Below are 22,129 nucleotides of genomic sequence, written 5' to 3'. Positions count from 1 at the left end.
GATTACAAGTCATCGTACCCCAAACCGACACAGGTGGTCGGGTAGAGAATACCAAGGCGCTTGAGAGAACTCGGGTGAAGGAACTAGGCAAAATAGAACCGTAACTTCGGGAGAAGGTTCGCTCCTGACAGTGAAGTCCCTTGCGGATGGAGCAGTTGGGAGTCGCAGTGACCAGATGGCTGGGACTGTTTATCAAAAACACAGCACTCTGCAAACACGAAAGTGGACGTATAGGGTGTGACACCTGCCCGGTGCCGGAAGGTTAATTGATGGGGTTAGCGCAAGCGAAGCTCTTGATCGAAGCCCCGGTAAACGGCGGCCGTAACTATAACGGTCCTAAGGTAGCGAAATTCCTTGTCGGGTAAGTTCCGACCTGCACGAATGGTGTAACCATGGCCATGCTGTCTCCACCCGAGACTCAGTGAAATCGAATTCGCCGTGAAGATGCGGTGTACCCGCGGCTAGACGGAAAGACCCCGTGAACCTTTACTACAGCTTGGCACTGAACATTGAACCTACATGTGTAGGATAGGTGGGAGGCTTTGAAGGCGTGACGCCAGTTGCGCTGGAGCCGTCCTTGAAATACCACCCTTGTATGTTTGATGTTCTAACGCAGGCCCATGAATCTGGGCCGCGGACAGTGCCTGGTGGGTAGTTTGACTGGGGCGGTCTCCTCCCAAAGAGTAACGGAGGAGCACGAAGGTTGGCTAATCCTGGTCGGACATCAGGAGGTTAGTGCAATGGCATAAGCCAGCTTAACTGCGAGACGGACAGGTCGAGCAGGTACGAAAGTAGGTCATAGTGATCCGGTGGTTCTGAATGGAAGGGCCATCGCTCAACGGATAAAAGGTACTCCGGGGATAACAGGCTGATACCGCCCAAGAGTTCATATCGACGGCGGTGTTTGGCACCTCGATGTCGGCTCATCACATCCTGGGGCTGAAGTCGGTCCCAAGGGTATGGCTGTTCGCCATTTAAAGTGGTACGCGAGCTGGGTTCAGAACGTCGTGAGACAGTTCGGTCCCTATCTGCCGTGGGCGTTGGATGATTGAAGGGAGTTGCTCCTAGTACGAGAGGACCGGAGTGAACGAACCTCTGGTGTTCGGGTTGTCACGCCAGTGGCACTGCCCGGTAGCTAAGTTCGGAATCGATAACCGCTGAAAGCATCTAAGCGGGAAGCGAGCCCTGAGATGAGTCATCCCTGACCCCTTGAGGGTCCTAAAGGGCCGTTGGAGACCACAACGTTGATAGGCGGGGTGTGTAAGTGCAGCGATGCATTGAGCTAACCCGTACTAATTACCCGTGAGGCTTAACCATACAACACCCAAGAAGTGTTCTAAGGCTTGTAGCAAACCTAAGCGAACTACCAATTCAGTGATAGTGACAAGGCAAACTAGCCAAGTTGTTATTCACGTCAGCTTTCTAGATTAAGAATTTGCCTGGCGGCCATAGCGCCGTGGAACCACCTGATCCCATGCCGAACTCAGAAGTGAAACGCGGTAGCGCCGATGGTAGTGTGGCATTCGCCATGCGAGAGTAGGACACTGCCAGGCACCCAATTAAACAGCGATGTGAAGAATCACGTCACTGGCTGCGAGGATGACACCTCATAAGAAGCGGCAAACAATTTAGCGCAAGCTAACCGAATGCGGAGCGGTAGTTCAGTCGGTTAGAATACCGGCCTGTCACGCCGGGGGTCGCGGGTTCGAGTCCCGTCCGCTCCGCCACTAATTTGAAGGCCTTCCCAGATGGGAAGGCCTTTTTGCTATGGACGACTTTGTCCATAAGTCCCACAGATTTGTACGCAAGAATCAACACAAAGCCCGGCTTCACGACCGGGCTTTGTGTTTTTAGCGTGTTAAACAGCCAGTGTTAGCATTTATCTAGAGGAAGAGAACTAAAACCCTGTCATCTCCTCCATTTTGTATCCATATCAAGCCCTTATCTGATGGATTACTGGCCATTTTACCTGGTTTACTTTTGGCCAAACTCTGTTCATGGTGCGCGATTAGGGTTGTATCTCGCTTATAACTCGGTAGAGTAAGGGCATCTTGAGTTTGCCTGTCCCGTGCCGAGTTTGCCGGGTTCCAGGTGTAACTTGGCCAGTTTTTATCAACCTTAAGTCAGTGGTATCGATATGGAACAAGTAAACAAGTCCACCTTCAGCGATGTACTGGAATATGTGCGTATGTCCCGTCGCCAGAACAAACTCAAGCGTGAAATTGCGGATAACGAGAAGAAGATCCGTGACAACCAGAAGCGCGTGCTGCTGCTCGACAACCTGAGCGATTACATCAAGCCGGGCATGAGCATTGATGATGTGCAGGCGATCATCGCCAACATGCGTGCCGACTATGAAGAGCGCGTGGATGACCACATCATCAAGAACGCCGAGCTCTCCAAAGAGCGTAAAGAGCTGAGCACCAAACTGAAGGGCATGAGCTCTCACAAATAAGCGTTGCGCTTTCGCTTAAGAGACACCGGCCACTGGCCGGTGTTTTGTTATCAGCTCGGATCTCTGCCACTCCTGCAACAATCGGCTCCCCTTTTTAGAATTGCCCTGTTACCATCACCACAAAGCGGTCAATAGTTTCAAGCCATTGACTTGAAAAGACTAAGCTTGAGTGAAACACAATAAATTGCGCAACCATGGTGGGGCTGATATGGGCGCATCAGAACAGACGGATTTGACACAAGTGGCATCTCAAGATTCATCTGTCCAGACCTCGGACGGGAACCCAAAGCGCAAGCGCCGTCCCTGGTGGCGTTGGCTGCTCTGTTTTCTCTTTTTATTGTGCCTGGGGGCGGTGATCGCTCTGGTTGGCTATGAGATGAAAACCTCGAAGCTGCAATCTCAGGAGATCTCCCGCTATGCTGCCAAGCTCACCTATCAGGTCGAGCCTGGTCAGAGCAAGCAGATCGCTTTCCCTGAGGATGGCCCGTTCGACAAGCGGCTCGGCTATGTGCAACTGCCGATGATGCAGGAGCGTTTGCTTCAGCGGGGCTATGAAGTCAGCAAGCAGGTGCATTTCTCCGACGCGCTCTATGACTACGCCAGTCGTGGCTTCTTCGTGCCCTATACCGAGAAGGTGCAGGCTGGCCTGACGTTGCACGATTGCCGCGCCGAGCCCTTCTATCAATTCAAGTATCCGACCCATCACTATCCGGATTTTGACTCCATTCCACCGCTCGTCATCCAGTCGCTGCTGTTTATCGAGAACCGCGACTTGCTGAGCAACGAAGAGCCGTTGGCCAACCCGGCGGTCGACTGGCCCCGTTTTGCCAAGGCCGCGCTCTCTCAAGTGGGCAAGGCGCTCGATATGCAGGATCAATCTGCCGGTGGCAGTACCCTGGCTACCCAGGTGGAGAAGTATCGCCACTCGCCGGATGGCCTGACCCTGTCGCCGACCGAGAAGATCCGTCAGATGGCCTCTGCCAGCGTGCGGGCCTATCGTCTCGGGCCGGAAACCCTCGAAGCGCGCAAACTGGTCGCCTGGGCCTATCTCAACTCGGTGCCGCTCTCGGCTGCGCCAGGATATGGTGAAGTGCATGGTCTGGGAGATGGTCTCTGGGTCTGGTTTGGTGCCAATGTCGATGACGTAAACCGTCTGCTGGATCCCGCTCGTAACCAGAACGCGCCGCTGGCCGAACAGGGGCTTGCCCTGCGTCAGGTGGTCTCGCTGATGATTGCGCACCGCCGTCCCTCTTACTATCTGGCTCAAGGGCGAGAGGCATTGGCTACCCTGACCGACAGCTACCTGCGCCTGTTTGTGCAGGAGGGGATGATCACGCCACCTTTGATGGAGGCGGCGCTCAAGGCCAAGATTACGTTCCGTGACTTCCTGCAGTCTCCGGCTATCACCAGGGTGAACAATAACAAGGGGTTGCAGGTTGCCCGTACTCGCCTGAGCCGCCATCTCGGGGTGCAGCTCTATGACCTCGACCGGATGGATCTGACCGCCGATACCAGCCTCAACATGCCGCTGCAGAACGAAATCTCCCGTTATCTGCAACAGCTGGCCGACCCGACGTTTGCCGCTCAGGTAGGGCTGTTTGGTGAGCGCCTGCTCTCGCCGGAGAAGACCGGCGATGTGCGCTACAGCTTCACCCTGTTCGAGAAGTCGCCGGAAGGGTTCAAGGTGCGGGTGCAGACCGACAACACCGATCAGCCGTTCGATATTAACGAAGGCTCCAAGCTGGAGTTGGGCTCAACCGCCAAGTTGCGGGTGCTGACTACCTATCTGGAGATCGTGGCCGAGCTGCACGACAACTATGCCGGGATGCCGGTCGAGAATCTGCGCAAGCTGGCTGCCGTCTCTCAGGACAACCTCAGCCGCTGGGCCATCTCCTATCTGATGACGGCTCAGGACAAGAGCCTGCCTGTGATGCTGGAAGCGGCGCTGGATCGCAAATACTCCGCCAGCCCCAACGAAGGGTTTTTTACCGGTGGCGGCATGCACACCTTCAACAACTTCCGCCGCGAGGATAACAATCGTATTCCGACGTTGCGTGACTCTCTGCGTGAGTCGATTAACTTGCCCTTTGTGCGGCTGATGCGCGATATCGTGCGCTACAGCCTCTACAAGGAGGGCAACCGTGCCCAGTTGCTGAAGGATGACAAGGATCCCCGTCGTCAGGAGTATCTGGCCAAATTTGCCGACAAAGAGGGCCAGACCTATCTGCTGCGCTTCTGGCGCAAATATCGCGGCAAGACTCCCGAGGAGCAGCTCGATACCTTCCTCGACGGTCTCAAGCCGAGTGCGGTACGTCTGGCGGCGGTTCACCGCTACCTGATGCCGGAAGCCAGCGAAGCCGCATTTGCTGCCTTCCTGGCGGAGCGGCTGCCGCGCGAGAAGCTGAGTGCGAAACGGATCAATCAGCTCTATGTGAGCTATGGCCCGGGCAAGTATTCACTGCCGGATCAGGGCTACATCGCCCGGGTTCATCCGCTGGAGCTGTGGTTGCTGGCTTATCTCAAGGAGTTCGACAAGGCGACCTTTGCCGACGCGGTGGCGGCCAGTCGTGACGAGCGGCAAGAGGTCTACAGCTGGCTGTTCAAGACCCGTCATCGCAGTGCCCGTGACAGCCGGATCCGCACCATGCTGGAGGTGGAAGCGTTCCTCGATATCCATCAGCGCTGGGCCAAGCTGGGTTATCCGTTTGATCATCTGGTGCCTTCGCTGGCGACTGCCTTGGGCAGCTCCGGTGACCGTCCGGCTGCACTGGCCGAGCTGATGGGGATTATCCAGAATGGCGGTGTCCGCTCGCCAACCCTGCGTATCGAGCACCTCTCGTTCGCCAAGGGGACGCCCTTCGAGACCGAGTTTGAGCCGCAGCACACCGAGGGAACCCGGGTGATGCCGGCAGAGGTAGCGGCAGCCCTGCGCAGTGCGCTCTCCAAAGTCGTTGAAGGGGGTACGGCAAGACGTATCGCCGGTGCTTTTACCCTGCCGGATGGCACTGTGCTGCAGATGGGTGGCAAGACCGGGACCGGGGATAACCGGATTGAAACCGTGGGCCGTTATGGCAACGTGACCAGCTCGCTGGCGCGCAACCGCACCGCGACCTTCGTCTTCTATCTGGGTGAGGATCACTTCGGTACCCTGACCGCCTATGTACCGGGTAGCCAGTCTGACAAGTTCCGCTTCACCTCGGCGCTGCCGGTGCAGGTGCTCAAGGGGATGGCTCCCCTGCTGACGCCTTACCTGCAACCGGGTTCCCATACCCAGTGTCTGGCGAACCAGTGATGCGTACGAATTACCGCTCATCACGCAGATAACTAACCAGAAAAAACGGGGAGGCTGACAGCCTCCCCGTTTTTATTTCCTCATCGGGCGCAGCGACGCTCGATTGCGATCAGGCGTTCAGTACGAACTGCTCGATCACCTGAGCCACACCATCTTCATCGTTGCGGGCAGTGGTGTGCTGGGCGAGCGCCTTGATCTCGTCGGTGGCATTGCCCATCGCCACACCGAGGCCTGCGTATTCGATCATGTGGCGATCGTTGCCCGCATCCCCGACGCAGATCACCTGATCGGCGGTCAAGCCAAGGTGCTCGGCCAGTGCGGCCACGCCTGTTCCCTTGTTGCTCTGCTTGTTCATGAACTCGAGGAAGAAGGGGGCGCTCTGTACCACGGTATAGCGCTCATAGAGCTCTGCAGGCAGTCGCTCGATGGCGCGGGAGAGCTGGGGCGGCTCGTCGATCATCATCACCTTCATGATCTGCTCGTCGGCAGGCAGGGTAGCGAAGTCGATCAGATTGATCGGCATGCCGATCAGGCGAGATTCGTGCTCGGTGTAGGTGCTGACACGGGGACTGATCAGGCCACGGGTGACCGAGAAACCGTGAACGTTCACCTCCAGCTCGTCAGCCAGTTTGGCGACGGCGCTGGCGTCACTGCCGGTCAGCAGCTGGCTGCGGATGATGCGCTGATCGGCCACCTGTTGCACCAGAGCGCCGTTGTAGCAGATGACGTAGTCATGCTCTGTGGTGAGGCCGAGCTCTTCCAGATAGCGGCTCATCCCTTCCAGCGGGCGGCCGGAGGCCAGCACAACGGTGACCCCTTTGGCGCGCGCGGCGCTGATGGCGGCGTGGGTGCGGGGAGTAATCTGGCCCTGCGGGTTGAGCAGGGTGCCATCCATATCCAATGCGATCAGCTTGTACATCTCTCACTACCTGAGTCTGGGTGGCCCGCCCGGTGGGGCCAAGGAAGTGGCGAGTGTAGCGAAAATCGGCGGCGGGATCACGACCGGTTCAGCGATGGGGCCGTGCCGGTTGAGCTATTTGTGTCCCTCGTAAGGGGTCATCTCCAGGGTTTCATCATGGATGGTCAGACGGGTAGGGCCTCGGGTGATGGTAACCTTGCGTTTGAAGCTGGCCATCTCGACCTCGATGCCGGAGTAGAGGTGTTGGGTGGCAATGACCTCCATCTGAGCCATCAAGTTTCGCAGCTCTTCCTGGTTGGCGGTGAGCTGCTCATCGAGCTGGGCCAGTTCGGCCAGCTGATGGTCCCGGATCGGTTTGAGCTTGCGCAGGGTATCCGGATTGCGCTTGTCGCCGGGCAGTTGCAGCAACTTCATGACCAGCTCCTTGATTTTCTCCAGCTGGGCCTGACACGCCTGCTGGCGCAGCTTGAGCTGGTGTTCCTGCTCCTTGTGGGTGAAGTAGCCGCCAAGGATCTGCAGCCGGGTATGGTTGGCGGCCTCGGCCCCCAGGCTGGGGGCCATGATCAGGCGATTGGCAATGCTGGTGCCCCCCAGCAGAGTGCCTTTGCGCATGTTGCTATCGCCTACCTTGATATCTTGTCCGCTGCGGGAGTAGCAGTGGCTGAGCTGGCTCTGGATCTGGATATCCCCCCCCGCTTCCAGCTGGGCATACTGGGCGTAGCTGGCGTGGATCTCCCCTTGCGCATTGAGCTGGCAAAGGTACTCCCCCTGCTCGTTGCGGCGGCCAATGATGCCGTGGCGTACCGTGATGCTGCCCCCAGCTTCGATCCAGCCCCCTTCGATAAAGCCGCCGATGACGATGTCACCGCTGACCTTGATCTTCATGCCTGGGTTGACGTCGCCGCTGACGATTAAGCCCCCTTCAAAATCAATGTGGCCGTGGCGGGCATCCACCTGTTTGACGCTGAGCACCTCGTCCACCTTCATGCCCGCTTTCTCCTGACAGGGCAGGCCAGCCCGACCGGCAATCAGCAGGTCGGGATCGTCGGGGGAGATAAAGGTGCCATCGCCAGCACTCATCGGGCTGTCTTTGCCATCCTTGGCGGGCAGATCCTGACCGGTCACGGTAAAACCGGGTACCCCGACGGTGGCTGGATGACGGCGCATCAGCGGAGCGCCGGCCTTGACGGTGACGATGGAGCCGAGATCCCGAAGGTCGACCTTGCCATGCCCTAACTCCTGCGGTTTGAGGATCCGTTCGGCCGGGGTCTCCACCAGCCGCTCATAGCGAGTGTCCTGACCATTGACGGCTGGCTGGCCGTTGGCAATCACCAGCTTGAGCTGACTGCCGGGGGCGGCCTCCTTGGCTGACTGGATGGCAGCGGTGAGCAGTTGCTCACTGACTCCCTGTTTGATTTCGCTGATGGTGATCGCCTCTTGCAGCTGTTCCAGCGTCACATACTTGCCCCCCCAGTCGGCAGTGATCTGGGCGATGGCGCTCATGCGATCCTTCTCCACTATTACGGCGAGTCGGGCATCCTGACGCTTGCCGACAGGGATGGGGTTGGCGGGGACGGGGGCGGCAGGGTTGGTGAGCAGGGTATTGAGCAGGCTGATGGCCTGTTTGATCCCCTCGGGCAGCGGCTGATAGCGGCGACAGTTGGAAGCGAGCAGCAGAGCCTGCACATCCTGTTCCGTGACAGGTTTGGTGAGACCGGCGGCAATCCGCAGGCAGACCAGTTCCATATCGCTTGATAGCAGCAACCACTCTTTGCTTAACACCGCATCTCCTTGCTGGATGAGAACGGAGCGATCGGCTCGCTCCTCTACTGTCATTTAATCTCTCAATGATTAATAAAGCGAGTCGCCAACCCTGAGAGTGGGCAGTATTCAGATATTTCCTCTGAATGGTCAATGAATTGAAGTCAAATCGGTGATGGCGGCCAGATAAATGTGGGCGCTGTTTGGAAACGGAGTGAAAAGACGGATCGCAGCGCCAGCAACATAGGGGCGCTGGCAGGGGCGGTGGTTATCAGCTGCGCTGGGCTGTTCTGGCCAGGGTGAGGTAATCGCCGAGTACCGGCTCACCCAGCATATGGCGGCGCAGCATGTCTAGGGCGGCAAAGGCGAGGATCTTGCGGCGACTCTCCGGGTCGGGGTGGCTGACCTTGACCGTCTGACCGACGTGTTTTCCATCGGCGCTGAGTAGCAGTGGTACACCCTCAGTGCCCTCTCGCCCTATGGTCAGTTGCAGGCCCGCATCGGCGGTCGGCAGTTGCGCCAGCTCATCGGCCAGTTGCGTACTGAAGTTGGCCTCCAGCCGGGGATGGCCGTGACAAAGCGCCAGCAGGGCGCCGCCACTCTCTCCCTCCAGCAGAGCCAGCGGTTTGCCTTGCAGCAGCGCCAGGATCTGCTGCGCCGGTTCCGTATCTCCGCTGCCAACCAGCCAGGGGCGGATCGTATCCAGCAGTCGGCGTTCGGCACTCTCCATGTCAGCGGCACTGGCGCTGTGGCCGATCAGTTTCAGCTCGATAAGGGGCATGGAGGAGCGGTAACCCAGCTCAATACCAGCTGGCCAGGGTTCGGCATCCAGCATATCGCTGAGCGCCGACTCCGAGACGCCGAAGGTGTAAAAGCGACGCAGCTCGGTATCGATCTGTGCCCCGGCCAGCTGTTTGAGGCGCGGCAGAATTTGCTCGCGCACCATCTGCTTGAACTCGAACGGCACGCCCGGGGTGAAGAAGAGCTGGCTCTGGCCACTTCGCACCACAAAGCCGCAGGCGGTGCCGACCGGGTTGTCGAGGATCTCGCTCCCCTGCGGCAACCAGGCCTGTTTGGCATTGCTTTGTGCCATGGAGCGGCCACGGCTGGCGTAGCGGGCCGTGATGGTAGCAAGCCAGTCGGGGAAAAGGGTAAGCGGCTGGGCAAAGGCTTCAGCGGCAGCCTGAGCGGTGAGGTCGTCGGCGGTGGGCCCGAGCCCGCCACACACCAGCACCACCTCGGCGCGGCTGGCACTCTCTTGCAGCACCGTTTTCAGGTCAGCGAGGTTGTCACCCACCGTCAGGCGACGGCGCACCTGCCACCCCTGCTCCAGCAGCAGAGCGCTGAGCCAGGCTGCATTGGTATCCACCACCAGACCCGTCACTATTTCGTCTCCGGTACTGATGATCTCGATACGCATGGCAGGCTCCTTGGATTAAACGGGTGGCAACGGTTGGCCTCGGGCCAACACAATCAGGCTTTGTTGTGCTCGAAGTAGTAGCTGATCCGGGTACGCGGATTGAGGTACTCGAACACGGCGGGCGGCAGCCGTTTGGGGTGGATCACCTTGGCGATCGACAGTTCGGCTTGCTGCAGGTCGATGATGGCGGCTTCCTGACGGGGAATGCGCGGATCGTAGACCAGCACCGAGGGGTAGAGCAGGCGGGAAGCGTTGACCGACATCACCAGCCCCACCTGACCGTTGGAGAGTTGCACCACGCTGCCGGGGGGGTAGATCCCCATCAACCGGATCAGCATGCTGAGGTACTCCGGATTGAACTGCGCCTTGCGCTGCTTGTAGAGGCCGCTCAGGGCCGAGTAGGGCACCTTGGCCTGCATGTGGCAGAGGTTATCGTACTCGTTGATCAGCGACACCATCTGGGTCAGCGGATCGAGCTGGCCACCCTTGAGCCCTTCCGGCCCGCTGCCATCGAGATATTCATGGTGATGGAGCACGATCCCCTTCGCCTCGGCCGGGAAATCCTTGGCCAGATTGAGCAGATCCAGCCCGTAGCGCGGGTGCTGGGCCATCAGGTTCTGCTCCGGCTTGGTCAGCGGCTCGGTCTTGCGCAGGATCTGGCTCGGGATCTTCAACTTGCCGATATCATGGAACAGCGCCCCCATGCCGACCTGACGGATCTCGTCGGCCGTCATGCAGCACTCCTTGGCCAGCAGCATGCTGAGCACGCTCACATTGAGAGAGTGGAAGTAGAGGTTGTTGCCATCCTCGCTGTCGGAGACCAGATGAAGCACCATCTCGTCAACCGAGAGCAGCTGCTCGGTCATGGCGTTGACCAGTTCCTGCGCCTCGCCGATGGCGTTGAGGGGGCGGGATTGGATCTTGCTCATCACGCTGCGCACCTGCGCCAGCGACTGCTGGAACTGCTTCTCGCACTGCTGCAGGTTGCGGCGATAGAGTTGCAACTGCTCGATGCGGCGATCCTTCTCCTGCTGCATCTGGGCCTGACGCTGGGCGGCGTCTGCGCTCTCTTGTTGCTGAGGCTGTACCTGATTGAGGGGCTTGGGCGGAACGTCGCTCTTGTCGGGAATGATGGTGACCAGTTTCAGGCCGAGACGGCGGATCAGCTCGATCTCTTCTTCACTTTTGATCTTGAAGCTGGAAAACAGGAACGGGTGTTCGCGCCACCCCAGTGGCAGGGATACATAGTTGCCGACTTGCAGTCGATCTACGGAAATCTTGATACCGGTCATTATCTTGGAAGCAGGAGACACACTGAGCCGTATGCTAGTCAAAGGCGGGGGTGAATACAAAAGGTATCTGATGACAGGGCAGGAGCTTTATTATAGGCTTCTGGATGTCCAGACATATTTACTGATGCAGTACAGGGAGTAAGCATGCCGATCAAGATCCCGGATCAGTTACCCGCCGCCGAAGTGCTGGGGCAGGAGAACATCTTCGTGATGACGGAATCCCGGGCCGTCACCCAGAACATCCGCCCGCTGCGGGTGCTCATCCTCAACCTGATGCCAAAGAAGATTGAGACCGAGATCCAGCTGATGCGGATGCTCTCCAACTCGCCGCTGCAGGTGGATGTGGATCTGCTGCGCATCGATGACAGGGAGTCAAAGAACACGCCGCAGGCCCATCTGGAGAACTTCTATCACGACTTCGAGCAGGTGCGTGGCAATAACTACGACGGCATGATCATCACAGGGGCGCCGCTCGGGCTGGTGGAGTTCGAAGAGGTGGTCTACTGGCCGCGCATCGTCGAGATCATCGAGTGGTCCCATCAGCATGTCACCTCGACCCTGTTCCTCTGCTGGGCGGTGCAGGCGGCGCTCAAGGCGCTCTATGGTATGGAGAAACAGACCCACGGCGAGAAGCTCTCCGGGGTTTACCGCCACCATCGCCTCGATGAGCACGAGCCGCTGCTGCGCGGTTTCGATGACGAGTTTGTCGCCCCCCACTCCCGTTACGCGGCGTTTGATGGCGATCTGATCCGTGCCCAGACCGACTTGCAGATTTTTGCCGAGTCAGAAGAGGCGGGGGTCTATCTGGCGGCGACCAAGGATTGTCGTCAGGTGTTTGTCACCGGGCACCCGGAGTACGATGCCCTGACGCTGGACGGGGAGTATCAGCGGGATCTGGCGGCAGGGCTCGACCCGGCCATTCCGGTCAACTACTACCCGAATAATGATCCGAGCCGGACGCCGCGCGCCAGCTGGCGCAGCCATGGTCATCTGCTGTTTGCCAACTGGCTCAACTACTACGTCTATCAGCTCACCAGCTATCGGGTGGAAGATATCGGCAAGGTCTTCACCTACGACCAGGGAGGTAAATAGTCAGTCGCCCTGCGCCAGCCGCTCGGCCAGCTGGTCTAGCCATTGGCGGTGGCAGGCCAGGGTAAACGCCTTGGGTCTGTGGGCCTTGATGGCGGCCATCGCCTCTTGCTGTGGCTGGCCGAGGGTCATCAGCAGCGCGGCGGCGACCAGACCGGTACGACCGCTGCCCCCTTTGCAGTGGATGACCAGATGTTTGCCATCGCCCAGCAGCTCGCGCAGCTGTGGCAGCGCCTGTTGCCAGGCCGCCTCGAAGTCGGTGTCGGGGGCCAGATCATCCTCGATGGGCAGATGGAACCAGCGCATCCCTTCGTGCTCGACCTGTTGGCCGAGCTGCGCCAGTTCGAGTCGGATCAACTCGGCGCTTGTCATCAGGGTCACCACCCCGTGGGCACCGGCCAGCCGCAGTTGATCGAGCGCCAGGGTCAGCGGCACCTGCTGGGTGCCGGGGCAGGGGGTCAGCAGCAGCTGACCATCGACACGGGGAACCTCAAGGCTCCAGAAGGGGTGATACGGGTGCATGGCGGATCCTCGCGTGGTGGCCGCAGGGCTGCGGCCGGTGAATGGCGCCAAGGATAGGCGGGGCAGGGGGGATGTCAATGGCCGTTGTGTTTGCCCCGGTTTACGGGCAGAGTCTAAAAAATTGAGCGGTTCAAGGAGTTAAGATGAGAAACCTGGATCAACTGGATTTGGATATCCTGGCCCATCTGTTTCGGGATGCGGGCATGACCAACAAGGATCTGGCCGCGCTGGTGGGCGTTGCCCCCTCCACCTGTCTGGAGCGGGTGCGCAAGTTGCAGCAGGATGGCGTGCTCAAGGGAGCGCACTGTGAAGTGGATTATCAGGCTCTCGGTGGCCACATTCAGGCCATGGTCTCCCTGCAGTTGGCCCGCCACAGCCGCCAGATCATCGATGCCTTCCGCGATGCCATTCTGGCGCTGCCCGAAGTGATCAGTCTGTTCCACATGGGGGGCAAGGATGATTTTCTGGTGCACCTCTGTGTCTCTGATACCGAGCACCTGCGCAACTTCGTCTTCGATCACTTCACCTCCCGCGAAGAGGTGGTGCACCTCGAAACCTCGCTGGTATTCGAGCACAAGTTCAGCCGCTCCCTGCCCTGCTTTCCCCAGCCATAACGGCCAGTGGGCCGACAGTATGAATAGATAGAAAAAACCGCCAGCTGGCGGTTTTTTCCATTCTGCTATCGGCTGAATCAGTACGGGTGGCTCAATTGGCGGCGGTGCGTTCATCCTTGGCCGTCTGATAGAGGCTCTTCTGATAGGCCATGCTGCCCCACAGGGCAAGACCGAGGGCATCCTCCTTCAAGGCGTCCGGCTGCGCCGCCAGGGTCAGCTTCTCGTTGGCATCATCGTAGACATAGCCCTCCGCCGCCCGTTCCGGTTGCAGGATCACCACATCCTTGCCGCGCATCAGGGCGAAGTTCTTGTCGTACTGCATGATGGCGCGCCCCGGCCAGTCGGCGGGCATTCGGGTCAGATCCTTGCCGAGCATGGGGTAGTCGGCACTGATCCCCATCAGGGAGAGCAGGGTCGGCGCCATGTCGATCTGGCTGACGATGCGCGGATCCTTCCTCGGTGCAATGCCGTCGCCCACAATGACGCCGGGGATATGGAAGCGGGGGATGGGCACCAGACTGGCGCCACTGACCCGGCTGTCGTGATCGGCGATGACCAGGAACAGGGTATCCTTCCAGTATTCGGACTGTTTCGCCCTCTTGAAGAACTCGCCGATGGCGTAATCCGCATACTTGGCCGCGTTGTTACGGGTCTGTTTGGGTTGCTCGAAGAGTTCGATGCGGTTGTCCGGGAATTCGAACGGATCGTGGTTGCTGGAGCTGAACACCAGACTGAAGAAGGGTTTGCCCTCTTTGTGCAGCGCCTTGAAGGTCTCGTCGGCCTTGGCCATCAGATCCTCATCGGAGGCGCCCCAGGAGCCCTTGAACACCGGATTGTCGAAATCCTTCTGCTCGACGATGGTGGTGAAGCCGTTGCCGAGGAAAAAGCTGCGCATGTTGTCGAAGTGACTCTCGCCGCCGTAAATAAAGCTGGTGTCATAACCCCGCTGTTTGAGCAGATCCGCGATGGTGAAGAAGTTGGTCTGGCTCTTGCCGAGTTTGACCACCGCCTGTGCCGGGGTCGGCGTGAAGCCGGTCAGTACCGCCTCGATACCGCGCACCGAGCGGGTGCCAGTGGCGTAGAGCTGCTCGAAGGCCCAGCCCTGCTGCGACAGGGCGTCGATGTTGGGGGTAAGCGGCAGGCCGCCGAGGGAACCGACAAACTGGGCGCCCAGGCTCTCCTGCAACAGGATCACCAGATTCTTCGGTTTACCCCGGAAGCTCGCCTGGTTGAAGGTCTGGCTGGGCAGCAGAGCGGAGTTGAAATCACTGGCCGGACGGCCACTCTCCTTGCGCATGACCTCGAGCACCTTCTGAGGGGTCATCTCACCGTAAAACTGGCCGGCATCCTCCTCGGCGCCCATCTGTTTGATGGCAAAGAAGAGGGAGTAGGCGGAGTTGACGGTGAGTGAGTTGACCAGCGGATCCTCGGCAAAGGCGACCATGGCCGGGTTCAGGGCGCGGTGGCCGAGACTGGAGCGGGCACCGAGAAAACCTATGGCCAGAATGAGCAGGGCGAAGGCCGGACGCAGATACCAGCGGGGGAAGCTGAGACCACGTACCAGACGGCCGCTCAGCCACCAACCGCCGGCCAGCGCGGCGCCACTGAAGAGTACCGCCAGCAGCAGCTCGGCTTTGCGGCCCGCCCACAGCATGGCGAACACCTCTTTCGGATAGATGAGATACTCCACATAGAGACGGTTGGGACGCACGCCATACTCGGTGACAAACGCGGGGGTGGAGATCTCGAGGAACAGCATCAGCAAGAGTCCGACGGTCAGCCAGACGCGTATCAGTTGCAGCCAGCCCCGGCCGATGGCATGGGGGCCTGCCAGCAGCAGAGTGAGCATGGCGGGGACACCCCAGACCCAGCAGAGGGTTGCAAAGTCGACCCGGATCCCTTGCAGCAGCATCTCCTGCCAGCCGGCCACGGCATCCACCCGTTCCAGTTGCCAGAGACCGAGGGCGATTCGGCTGAAAGAGAGAGAAAAAAGCGCGAGCGCGCAGAAGACGGCGAAGGGCCAAAACGGGCCGAGTCGCTGTTTTAGATCTGTCATGTTTGTTCCTGAATGAGACTCTAAACGTCTGTCCACAGACGTTTTTTTAGTTGTTGTGAGGTTATGACAGATCGAATTGGTTAAGGTTGCATTCAATTTTGTTAAAAGTCGGCATTAACACATTTATCATCTAAAAATGTGATGTCGCGCGCTTAATGAGCACAGCATAACCTGCTGGATAAAATGTGAGCCACAGCGCGTATGGATGGGGGATGGGTGTTTATAATTGCCGCGAATTATCTCAATCGGAGCCGAAGGGATGCCGGTCTTTATCGATGTCGAGTATGTGCGGGGATGGCGCCTGTTTCTGGTGTTATCGGATGGCACCACGGGTGTGCTGGATCTTACCCCCTGGCGAACCCAGCCGCTGTTTGCAAAGCTGGAGAGCGAGCGTCATTGCGCCCGGGTCTTCATCAACCGTCACCACCAGCTGGAGTGGCCTGTTGGTTGCACGCTATCCGCCCATGAGGTCTATCACCTCATCTCTCCCATTGATGAGCGGGAAGCCTTCAGCTAATCCCCATTTTTTGTGAGCCAACGCCAGATTCCTGTTGCTGGAATGTTTGTCCGTTTGCCTTTCTGAGCCAACTTGGGTAAAACCTGCGCAACATTTTGCCAACTTGCCTTCGCTTCACCTGACAGAGGCTTGCCGCTTTCGCGCCGCAGGCCTTTTTTGCGGCCAGATGGCAAACCTTTCCCTTGCTGAAAGGTTTGGTTGGTTGAATGAAAATAACAAAACAAACAAATACATAAGGAAAATGTATGGCTTGTCATATGCGCCCCCCCCTTGCCCTGCTGGTTGGTGGGCTTGCCTGTCACGGCGCTGCCGGTCAGGAATCGGTTCAACAGCTGGATCCCATGGTGGTGGTGGCAACTCGCCCCGCCAGCACCCTGGAGGTGACACTGGATCCCAAGAAGCCCGGTTCCCCCATGCCTGCTGCCGACGGCGCCGGTTATCTGAAGAATGTCACCGGCATGAGCATGGTGCGCAAAGGGGGGCTGGGCGGCGATCCCGTGCTACGGGGAATGGGGATGTCCCGCCTCAACGTGCAGATGGATGGCGGCATGCTGGCCGGTGGGTGTGGTGGCCGGATGGACCCGCCCACCGCCTATGTGTTCCCCCAATCCTTTGACCGGATCCGGGTGCTGAAGGGGCCGCAATCCCTCGAGCAGGGTGCCACCCTGGCGGGAACCGTGCTGTTCGAGCGGGACAGACCCGAGTTCACCGCACCGGGTCTCAAGGCCGATGCCTCGGCCCTTTATGGCAGCTTTGGCCGTGATGACCAGATGGTGGATATGACGGCGGGCTCGACCGACGGTTATCTGCGCGGTCAGTTCACCCACTCCGACAGCGACGATTACCGCGATGGTCACGGTAACAAGGTGCGATCTTTCTATCGCCGCGAGAACGGCACCGCCCAGCTGGGCTGGACGCCGGGGGAGCACACCTGGCTGGAACTCACCGCCGAGCGTAGCAATGCCCGTGCCGCCTATGCGGACCGCACCATGGATGGCCCCATGTTTGATCGCGAATCCTTCGGGCTGAAGCTCAAGCAGGAGCAGATCACCCGCTACTGGCAGCGCAGCGAGCTGACCCTGTGGGACAACTACATCGACCACATCATGGACAACTTCAGCTTGCGGCAAAACAGCGGCATGAAGATGCTCTCCAACCCGGATCGCCGCAATACCGGCGGGCGCTGGGCCAACGATATCGCCCTGCCTGCCGACTGGCTGCTGACCGCCGGGCTCGACAGCAACCGGGATCAGCATCGCAGTCGGAGTGGGGTCGACTATGCCACCAAAGATCGTCAGCGCACCCTGCGTTTCGAGCAGCAGGGCGGCTTCGCCGAGCTGGGACGTCAGCAGGGGGCTCACAGCTACAAGGGCGGTTACCGTCAGGATAGGGTAGAGACCACCCGCTATGGCGCTGGTGAACAGACCCTCTACAGCGATACCCTGAGTCTTAACAGCGGGTTTGGCCGCTACGAATATCAGTGGTCGCCACGCTGGTCCAGCTATCTGGCCTGGGGGCAGGCAGAGCGTGCGCCGGACTACTGGGAGCGCAGCAAGGACAGCACCCCGTTCACCCTCAACCCGGAGCGCAGCCGTCAGTGGGATGCGGGGCTGGCTTTGCGCAGTCGCGAGCTGGACCTGACCCTCTCCCTATTTAGCGCCGATATCAAGGACTACCTGCTCTACAACAGCAAGTCGAACAAGGTGCGCAATATCGATGCCCAGACCCGGGGTGGCGAGCTGGAGGGGCGCTGGCAGTTTGCCGAGCAGTGGCGTCTCGATGGTGGTCTGGCGGTTGTCTACGGCGAAAACCGCAGCGACAACAAACCGCTGGCCCAGATGCCACCGCTTGATGGCAAACTGGCGCTGGGCTGGCAGCCGGACGAAGCGCTGAGTTTCACCCTGCTGGGGCGCGCGGTGGCGGCGCAGGATCGGGTAGATCTCTGGTCCGGCACGGTCGCCGGTCAGGATCAGGGCGAGACTCCGGGCTTCTTCACCATGAACCTGAGCGGCGCCTGGCAGTTTGCCAAGGGGTGGCAACTCTCGGCCGGGGTAGACAACCTGTTCGACACCTTCTACTACGAGCACCTCTCTAAGTCGGTGCACGCCAGTCAGGCGGGGTTGGGCTATGAGCAGAGCGGCCGTATCCCCGAGCCGGGCCGTTCCTACTGGCTCTCGCTCAACTACCGCTTTGCCTCGGCCGGGGTGCTCTAACCAGTTGAGTCAGATAACGTTTTCAGTCACAGACACCGCTGTGTGAGCATCGCTATCATGGTGAAAAACAGGCGTATCAGACGCCTGCTCTCACAGCGGGAACATAACAATGAAACAGGGAACGTTACGCTATGGCGGCCTGCTCGGGGCCGCCCTGTTACTTGCGGCTTGCGGCGGCAGCGGTAGTTCAGGTGGGGAGAGTTCTCCCCCCATCGTCAATCCGCCGGTCACCCACCCTCCGGTCGCCACGGCCAGTCGTGCTTGCTATGGCGACGATCAACTTGCCTGCAACCTGCGCATCTATCAGGTAATGGTGGAGTCGTTTGCCGATGGTGACGGCAGTGCCAACTACGGCGTCGGCTATGGCCCCTCCCAGCACAACGGCGATCTGCAGGGGATCATCGATAGTCTCGACCACATCAAGAGTCTCAACGTCAACGCCATCTGGCTCACTCCGGTGTTCGACTCCTGTGCGGGGCAAGGCGGCGATAACAAGCTCGATGCCACCGGCTACTTCGCCTGCGACTTTTTTACCGTGGATCCCAACTTTGGCAGCAATGCCAAGCTCAAACAGCTGGTGGATGCAGCGCATCAGCGCGGCCTCTATGTCTTCCTCGACGGGGTGTTTGGCCACGTCAACAAGGTGGGGGTGAGCAAGCCCTCGCCAGAGGGGCGTCTGCCAGCCCTCACCAGCGGCGGTGCGGGTTATCCCGGCCAGCTGGTGGATTACAGCAAGCCGGAGAGCCTCGCCTACTTCAAGGAGGTCGCCCGCTATTGGGTCGAGCAGTACGGCATCGACGGCTGGCGCCTCGATCAGGCCTATCAGCTTGGGCTGGATGATTGGCGCGCAATTCGCAGCGAGGTGGAGCAGGCCAGCGCGGCGCGCAAGGCCGCCGGTCAGCAGTGGGGCACCCTTGGCTACATGGTGGGCGAGGTGTGGAAGGGGGCTGATGACATTCGCGCCCAGGCTTACGGTAGCAGCGACAATCCGGCACTCTCATCTGCGTTCGACTTCCCGCTACGCTACGGCATCGTGCAGGCGCTGGCGGTGGAGGAGTCCGGCAAGGGCGGGCAGGGGGCCAGCGTGCTCGATGCCAGCTGGAACAAGGTGGAGAACTACCCGAATCACGCCATGCCGAACCTGATGCTGGGCAACCACGATCTGGTGCGTTTTGGCGATCTGCTGGAGCGCGGCAACTTTAAATCGACCGAGTACTGGCAGCGCCACAAGGCAGCCTTCAGCTTTATGGCGGCCCGCTCCGGCCCCATCACCTTCTACTATGGCGAGGAGTTTGGCGACGAGGTGCCGGGCTTTGCCGCCAAGGTTGGTGGTGACTGCGCAGCGCAGGGCTTGTGCGACGATCATGTGGCACGCAGCGACGGCAAGGTGCCCGCTGTCACCGGTTTTGTGCCGGGTAGCGAACAGGCTGAGTTGAAAGAGTGGCTCGCCCAGCTGCTGGCGATGCGCGCCGCCCACCCCGCCCTCTATCAGGGAGAGCGAGTCAAACTGGTGGCCGAGGGCAGTCTCTATGGTGACATCAAGCAGACGGCAGGCGAACAGATAGTCTACCTGCTAAACCTCTCCACCACGGCGCTCAGCTACAGCCTGCCGACGGGCAAACTGCGCAGTGGCAGCGCGCTGGTGGATCTGCAAAGCGGCGAGAGTCTGGCCATCGGCGGCAGCAGCGTGACGGTGGAGATACTGCCCTTGAGCGGGCGTTTCCTGCGTCTGCAATAAGTCAGCCACAGCCCGCTTTGATATGAGAGAGGGCCCCATCGCGGGGCCCTCTCTGTCATTGTGGGCGACAAAGTCATGGCGGGGTTATGCGGTGCTCTGGCCCCGGTTTTCCAGCCGCTGGCGGAAGGCGCGGGCCAGTCGCTCGTAGAGATCCTGCGCCTCCTTGTCTTCGATATCGCCGCGGATCCAGGGGTTGTCGACGATCTCCAGCAGCACACAGTCGCGCCCCTGCTGGCGCAAATCGAGCCCGTAGAGGCCATTGCCGAGCTGATGCACTGCGCGGCGAGCGGTCTGCAGTACCCGCTCCGGCACCTCCTTAAGCGGCAGCGCCTCGATGCGGCTCATGTCGAGGGGGTGCTTGCGCCGGCGAATGCGGTTGCCGGGTTCGGGCCGGTAGCGGCGGCAGGCGAACAGCGGCGAGCCGTCGAGAAAGCCGATGCGCCAGTCGAACTCGGCGGGGATCCGGCTCTGCACCAGCAGCAGGGCGGATCTCCCCAGCCCCTCGTCCAGCAGGCGGGCCAGCTGCTGCTCGTCGCTGGCCATGGCGAGATCGCGCCCCTGTGCGCCGTCGGGCACCTTCACCATCAATGGCAGGCCGAGCCGCTGTACCAGCTCGTCCACATGGTGGCGGCCGCGGCGGGTCACCACCATGGTGGGCGGCATGGGCACGCCGCTTCGCACCATCAGCTCGTAGAGGTAGAGCTTGTTGCTGCAGGCCAAGATAGCGCGGGAGCTGTCGATCACCGGCATCTTGAGCTGTTCGGCGCGATGGGCAAATTCGAAGGTGTAGTGGCCGACCGCGGTTTCGGCACGCAGCCAGAGGGTGTCGAACTCCGGCAGCCGCTCTATGGCCGACGGTGGCAGGATCTCGGCCCGTATGCCTTGGACGGCGGCAGCCCGGATAAAGCGCTCCAGCGCCAGCCCGTCACTGCTGGCACGGCCATCATCGGGATCCACCAGAATGGCGAGCTGGTAGAGCGGCGCCGCCTGCTCCTCATCACCGGTCCCCACCAGCGCCTGAGCGTGGTGCAGCATTAACTCTTTCTCGCTTGGGCTCAGCTCCAGCGGTGACAGGCTCTGCTGCTGGCGCACCGACCAGCCGTGGCGACCGCGCTTGAGGGTCAGCTCCTGCAGCGGCAGCTGGCTCAGGCCATAGTAGTAGCGGGCCAGCCCCGCCAGCTCGCTCTGTTCACACTGGCCGAAGATGGCACGCACTCTAATCCGATCCTCGCTCTGCTGGGCCAGCCATCCCTGCGCCTTGCGCCACAGCTTGGCCGGTGGCTGCTGGGGTTGTAGTCGGCTGATGGCTTGCAGACCAGGCAGGCAGTGGTGGCCGCGGGCCTGGGCCAGCAGCGAGCAGTAGTAGCCTGCGCTCAGGTGCTCCAGATTGCGGCAGAGGTTGATGATGCGGGGCCTCCCGCCGGTGGTCGGCACGCCATGTTGCAGATAGGTGCGGGCGGTCAGCAGATAATCGGCATGGCAAGGCCAGTCGCCCAGCTCTTCGACGATGACATAGGTACTCATATTTTCGGCTCCACAGATCAGACTGCCTGAACAGGCAGGATCCCCAGTGGGCTTCGATGCACCGACAAGCACGACAATGGCGCGAGGGGAAACAAGAGGTTACAGTGCCTAATATGACGCCTTGGTAACTTGTGATACAAGTCGCATTTTTGGTGCTGAGGATAAATAACCGAACAAGGACTCCCCGTGTTGACCGTACGTGCGGCCCGAACCGATGATCTGGGCGCCATCGTGAATCTGGAACGCTACTGTTTTCCTCCCGAAGTCGCCTTTGGCCGCAGCCGCTGGCACTATCTGCTGGCCCACGCCAAGGGGCGCACCCTGTTGCTGCTGGACGAGAAACATCAGCTGATGGGCTATCTCTGCCTGCTGGAGCACAGAGGCTGGGATCGGCTGGTCATTCAGGCGCTGGCCATCCGCTGGACGGTGCGTCGTCTGGGCTGGGCGCGGCGCCTGCTGGAGCAGGTGATCCACGAGGGCAAGGCCGCTGGCTGGGGGGCGATTCGCCTCGAAGTGGGGGACGCCAACGAAGAGGCGCTGGCGCTCTATCAGGGATTGGGATTTCGTCCCCAGCAGCGGCTGGCGGACTACTATGGCCGCGACCAGCATGCCCACCGACTGGTGCTGCCGCTGGTGAGCGACGAGGAGCGTGAGCGGCGCAGAGTGGCTCGCACTCAGGCGCGCAAGCCCTCTGCGCAGGCCAACTGACCATATTGA

Annotated in this window: 16 protein-coding genes, 1 tRNA gene and 2 rRNA genes (1 of these 19 cut by a window edge); 11 read left to right on the top strand and 8 right to left on the bottom strand. The window is 60.2% G+C overall.

The window, feature by feature from the left end; genetic code table 11:
- From ACTG2S_RS19640 to ACTG2S_RS19620, 5 genes are all read left to right on the top strand, one after another.
- A 23S ribosomal RNA gene (locus tag ACTG2S_RS19640) occupies positions 1 to 1,317 on the top strand (it extends 1,573 nt beyond the left edge of the window).
- A 121-nt stretch (positions 1,318 to 1,438) separates the two neighbouring features.
- Positions 1,439 to 1,553, top strand: a 5S ribosomal RNA gene (gene rrf / locus ACTG2S_RS19635).
- 97 nt (positions 1,554 to 1,650) lie between these two features.
- Positions 1,651 to 1,727 (top strand) — tRNA-Asp (locus ACTG2S_RS19630).
- 410 nt (positions 1,728 to 2,137) lie between these two features.
- On the top strand, positions 2,138 to 2,455 hold the full coding sequence (tmaR, locus tag ACTG2S_RS19625; protein WP_005336024.1) for a PTS system regulator TmaR: 318 nt from the start codon (positions 2,138 to 2,140) through the stop codon (positions 2,453 to 2,455).
- Positions 2,456 to 2,663: 208 nt separating this feature from the next.
- Positions 2,664 to 5,747 carry a transglycosylase domain-containing protein gene (locus ACTG2S_RS19620; protein ID WP_439983139.1) on the top strand — a complete coding sequence of 1,028 codons (3,084 nt, stop codon included), beginning with the start codon at positions 2,664 to 2,666 and terminating at the stop codon, positions 5,745 to 5,747.
- A 109-nt stretch (positions 5,748 to 5,856) separates the two neighbouring features.
- On the opposite strand, the gene yidA is transcribed toward ACTG2S_RS19620, so the two are convergent.
- From yidA to ACTG2S_RS19600, 4 genes are all read right to left on the bottom strand, one after another.
- Positions 5,857 to 6,666, bottom strand: coding sequence for a sugar-phosphatase (gene yidA / locus ACTG2S_RS19615; protein ID WP_042056408.1), 810 nt, complete (start codon positions 6,664 to 6,666; stop codon positions 5,857 to 5,859).
- 114 nt (positions 6,667 to 6,780) lie between these two features.
- The gene (locus ACTG2S_RS19610) at positions 6,781 to 8,448 is read right to left on the bottom strand and encodes a FapA family protein (protein WP_439983138.1); all 1,668 of its coding nucleotides are present in this window, start codon (positions 8,446 to 8,448) and stop codon (positions 6,781 to 6,783) included.
- 250 nt (positions 8,449 to 8,698) lie between these two features.
- Positions 8,699 to 9,847 (bottom strand): CinA family nicotinamide mononucleotide deamidase-related protein, encoded by a 1,149-nt coding sequence (locus ACTG2S_RS19605; protein WP_439983136.1) that lies wholly within the window; start codon positions 9,845 to 9,847, stop codon positions 8,699 to 8,701.
- A gap of 53 nt (positions 9,848 to 9,900) precedes the next feature.
- The gene (locus ACTG2S_RS19600; RefSeq protein ID WP_005336014.1) at positions 9,901 to 11,139 is read right to left on the bottom strand and encodes an HD-GYP domain-containing protein; all 1,239 of its coding nucleotides are present in this window, start codon (positions 11,137 to 11,139) and stop codon (positions 9,901 to 9,903) included.
- A gap of 144 nt (positions 11,140 to 11,283) precedes the next feature.
- Between ACTG2S_RS19600 and metA the strand changes: the two genes are divergently transcribed.
- Positions 11,284 to 12,231 carry a homoserine O-acetyltransferase MetA gene (gene metA / locus ACTG2S_RS19595; RefSeq protein ID WP_042053667.1) on the top strand — a complete coding sequence of 316 codons (948 nt, stop codon included), beginning with the start codon at positions 11,284 to 11,286 and terminating at the stop codon, positions 12,229 to 12,231.
- On the opposite strand, the gene ACTG2S_RS19590 is transcribed toward metA, so the two are convergent.
- A complete protein-coding gene (locus ACTG2S_RS19590; protein ID WP_040067125.1) occupies positions 12,232 to 12,750 on the bottom strand; it encodes a cyclin-dependent kinase inhibitor 3 family protein in 519 nt (172 codons plus the stop codon).
- Between the two features lie 143 nt (positions 12,751 to 12,893).
- Between ACTG2S_RS19590 and ACTG2S_RS19585 the strand changes: the two genes are divergently transcribed.
- Complete coding sequence (locus ACTG2S_RS19585; protein WP_005336001.1) at positions 12,894 to 13,364, top strand: Lrp/AsnC family transcriptional regulator; 471 nt, start codon at positions 12,894 to 12,896, stop codon at positions 13,362 to 13,364.
- 91 nt (positions 13,365 to 13,455) lie between these two features.
- Here ACTG2S_RS19585 and ACTG2S_RS19580 read toward each other — a convergent pair whose 3' ends face one another.
- Entirely contained in the window at positions 13,456 to 15,420 is a 1,965-nt protein-coding gene (locus tag ACTG2S_RS19580) for an LTA synthase family protein (protein WP_439983134.1), read from the bottom strand.
- Positions 15,421 to 15,679: 259 nt separating this feature from the next.
- Here ACTG2S_RS19580 and ACTG2S_RS19575 point away from each other — a divergent pair, with 259 nt between their 5' ends.
- Positions 15,680 to 15,937: a DUF2442 domain-containing protein gene (locus ACTG2S_RS19575; protein ID WP_005335997.1), complete on the top strand. Its 258-nt coding sequence runs from the start codon at positions 15,680 to 15,682 to the stop codon at positions 15,935 to 15,937.
- Here ACTG2S_RS19575 and ACTG2S_RS19570 read toward each other — a convergent pair.
- Positions 15,934 to 16,194 carry a hypothetical protein gene (locus ACTG2S_RS19570; protein ID WP_201996373.1) on the bottom strand — a complete coding sequence of 87 codons (261 nt, stop codon included), beginning with the start codon at positions 16,192 to 16,194 and terminating at the stop codon, positions 15,934 to 15,936. The genes ACTG2S_RS19575 and ACTG2S_RS19570 overlap by 4 nt on opposite strands.
- Between ACTG2S_RS19570 and ACTG2S_RS19565 the strand changes: the two genes are divergently transcribed.
- Both ACTG2S_RS19565 and ACTG2S_RS19560 read left to right on the top strand, forming a co-directional pair.
- Complete coding sequence (locus tag ACTG2S_RS19565) at positions 16,183 to 18,150, top strand: TonB-dependent copper receptor (protein WP_439983132.1); 1,968 nt, start codon at positions 16,183 to 16,185, stop codon at positions 18,148 to 18,150. The genes ACTG2S_RS19570 and ACTG2S_RS19565 overlap by 12 nt on opposite strands.
- 109 nt (positions 18,151 to 18,259) lie before the next feature.
- Positions 18,260 to 19,888: an alpha-amylase family protein gene (locus tag ACTG2S_RS19560; RefSeq protein ID WP_274161353.1), complete on the top strand. Its 1,629-nt coding sequence runs from the start codon at positions 18,260 to 18,262 to the stop codon at positions 19,886 to 19,888.
- A gap of 84 nt (positions 19,889 to 19,972) precedes the next feature.
- Here the strand turns inward: ACTG2S_RS19560 and ACTG2S_RS19555 are convergent, their stop codons facing one another.
- Positions 19,973 to 21,412, bottom strand: a complete 1,440-nt coding sequence (locus ACTG2S_RS19555) for a RimK family protein (RefSeq protein ID WP_274161352.1) — start codon at positions 21,410 to 21,412, stop codon at positions 19,973 to 19,975.
- 186 nt (positions 21,413 to 21,598) lie between these two features.
- Between ACTG2S_RS19555 and ACTG2S_RS19550 the strand changes: the two genes are divergently transcribed.
- Positions 21,599 to 22,120 carry a GNAT family N-acetyltransferase gene (locus ACTG2S_RS19550; protein WP_167564920.1) on the top strand — a complete coding sequence of 174 codons (522 nt, stop codon included), beginning with the start codon at positions 21,599 to 21,601 and terminating at the stop codon, positions 22,118 to 22,120.
- Positions 22,121 to 22,129 lie beyond the last annotated feature (9 nt).

It is taken from the genome of Aeromonas sp. 82P (assembly GCF_051919365.1).
GTDB classification, from domain to species: Bacteria; Pseudomonadota; Gammaproteobacteria; order Enterobacterales; family Aeromonadaceae; genus Aeromonas; species Aeromonas veronii.
Note: the sequence above shows the minus strand (reverse complement) of the source record. Positions and strands in the feature narration are given on the sequence as shown.

Excerpts from the sequence above, each read along its gene's own strand:
- tmaR (WP_005336024.1), top strand. The coding sequence starts at position 2,138 with ATGGAACAAGTAAACAAGTCCACCTTCAGCGATGTACTGGAATATGTG.
- ACTG2S_RS19620 (WP_439983139.1), top strand. The coding sequence starts at position 2,664 with ATGGGCGCATCAGAACAGACGGATTTGACACAAGTGGCATCTCAAGAT.
- yidA (WP_042056408.1), bottom strand. The coding sequence starts at position 6,666 with ATGTACAAGCTGATCGCATTGGATATGGATGGCACCCTGCTCAACCCG.
- ACTG2S_RS19605 (WP_439983136.1), bottom strand. The coding sequence starts at position 9,847 with ATGCGTATCGAGATCATCAGTACCGGAGACGAAATAGTGACGGGTCTG.
- ACTG2S_RS19600 (WP_005336014.1), bottom strand. The coding sequence starts at position 11,139 with ATGACCGGTATCAAGATTTCCGTAGATCGACTGCAAGTCGGCAACTAT.
- metA (WP_042053667.1), top strand. The coding sequence starts at position 11,284 with ATGCCGATCAAGATCCCGGATCAGTTACCCGCCGCCGAAGTGCTGGGG.
- ACTG2S_RS19590 (WP_040067125.1), bottom strand. The coding sequence starts at position 12,750 with ATGCACCCGTATCACCCCTTCTGGAGCCTTGAGGTTCCCCGTGTCGAT.
- ACTG2S_RS19585 (WP_005336001.1), top strand. The coding sequence starts at position 12,894 with ATGAGAAACCTGGATCAACTGGATTTGGATATCCTGGCCCATCTGTTT.
- ACTG2S_RS19580 (WP_439983134.1), bottom strand. The coding sequence starts at position 15,420 with ATGACAGATCTAAAACAGCGACTCGGCCCGTTTTGGCCCTTCGCCGTC.
- ACTG2S_RS19575 (WP_005335997.1), top strand. The coding sequence starts at position 15,680 with ATGCCGGTCTTTATCGATGTCGAGTATGTGCGGGGATGGCGCCTGTTT.
- ACTG2S_RS19565 (WP_439983132.1), top strand. The coding sequence starts at position 16,183 with ATGGCTTGTCATATGCGCCCCCCCCTTGCCCTGCTGGTTGGTGGGCTT.
- ACTG2S_RS19570 (WP_201996373.1), bottom strand. The coding sequence starts at position 16,194 with ATGACAAGCCATACATTTTCCTTATGTATTTGTTTGTTTTGTTATTTT.
- ACTG2S_RS19560 (WP_274161353.1), top strand. The coding sequence starts at position 18,260 with ATGAAACAGGGAACGTTACGCTATGGCGGCCTGCTCGGGGCCGCCCTG.
- ACTG2S_RS19555 (WP_274161352.1), bottom strand. The coding sequence starts at position 21,412 with ATGAGTACCTATGTCATCGTCGAAGAGCTGGGCGACTGGCCTTGCCAT.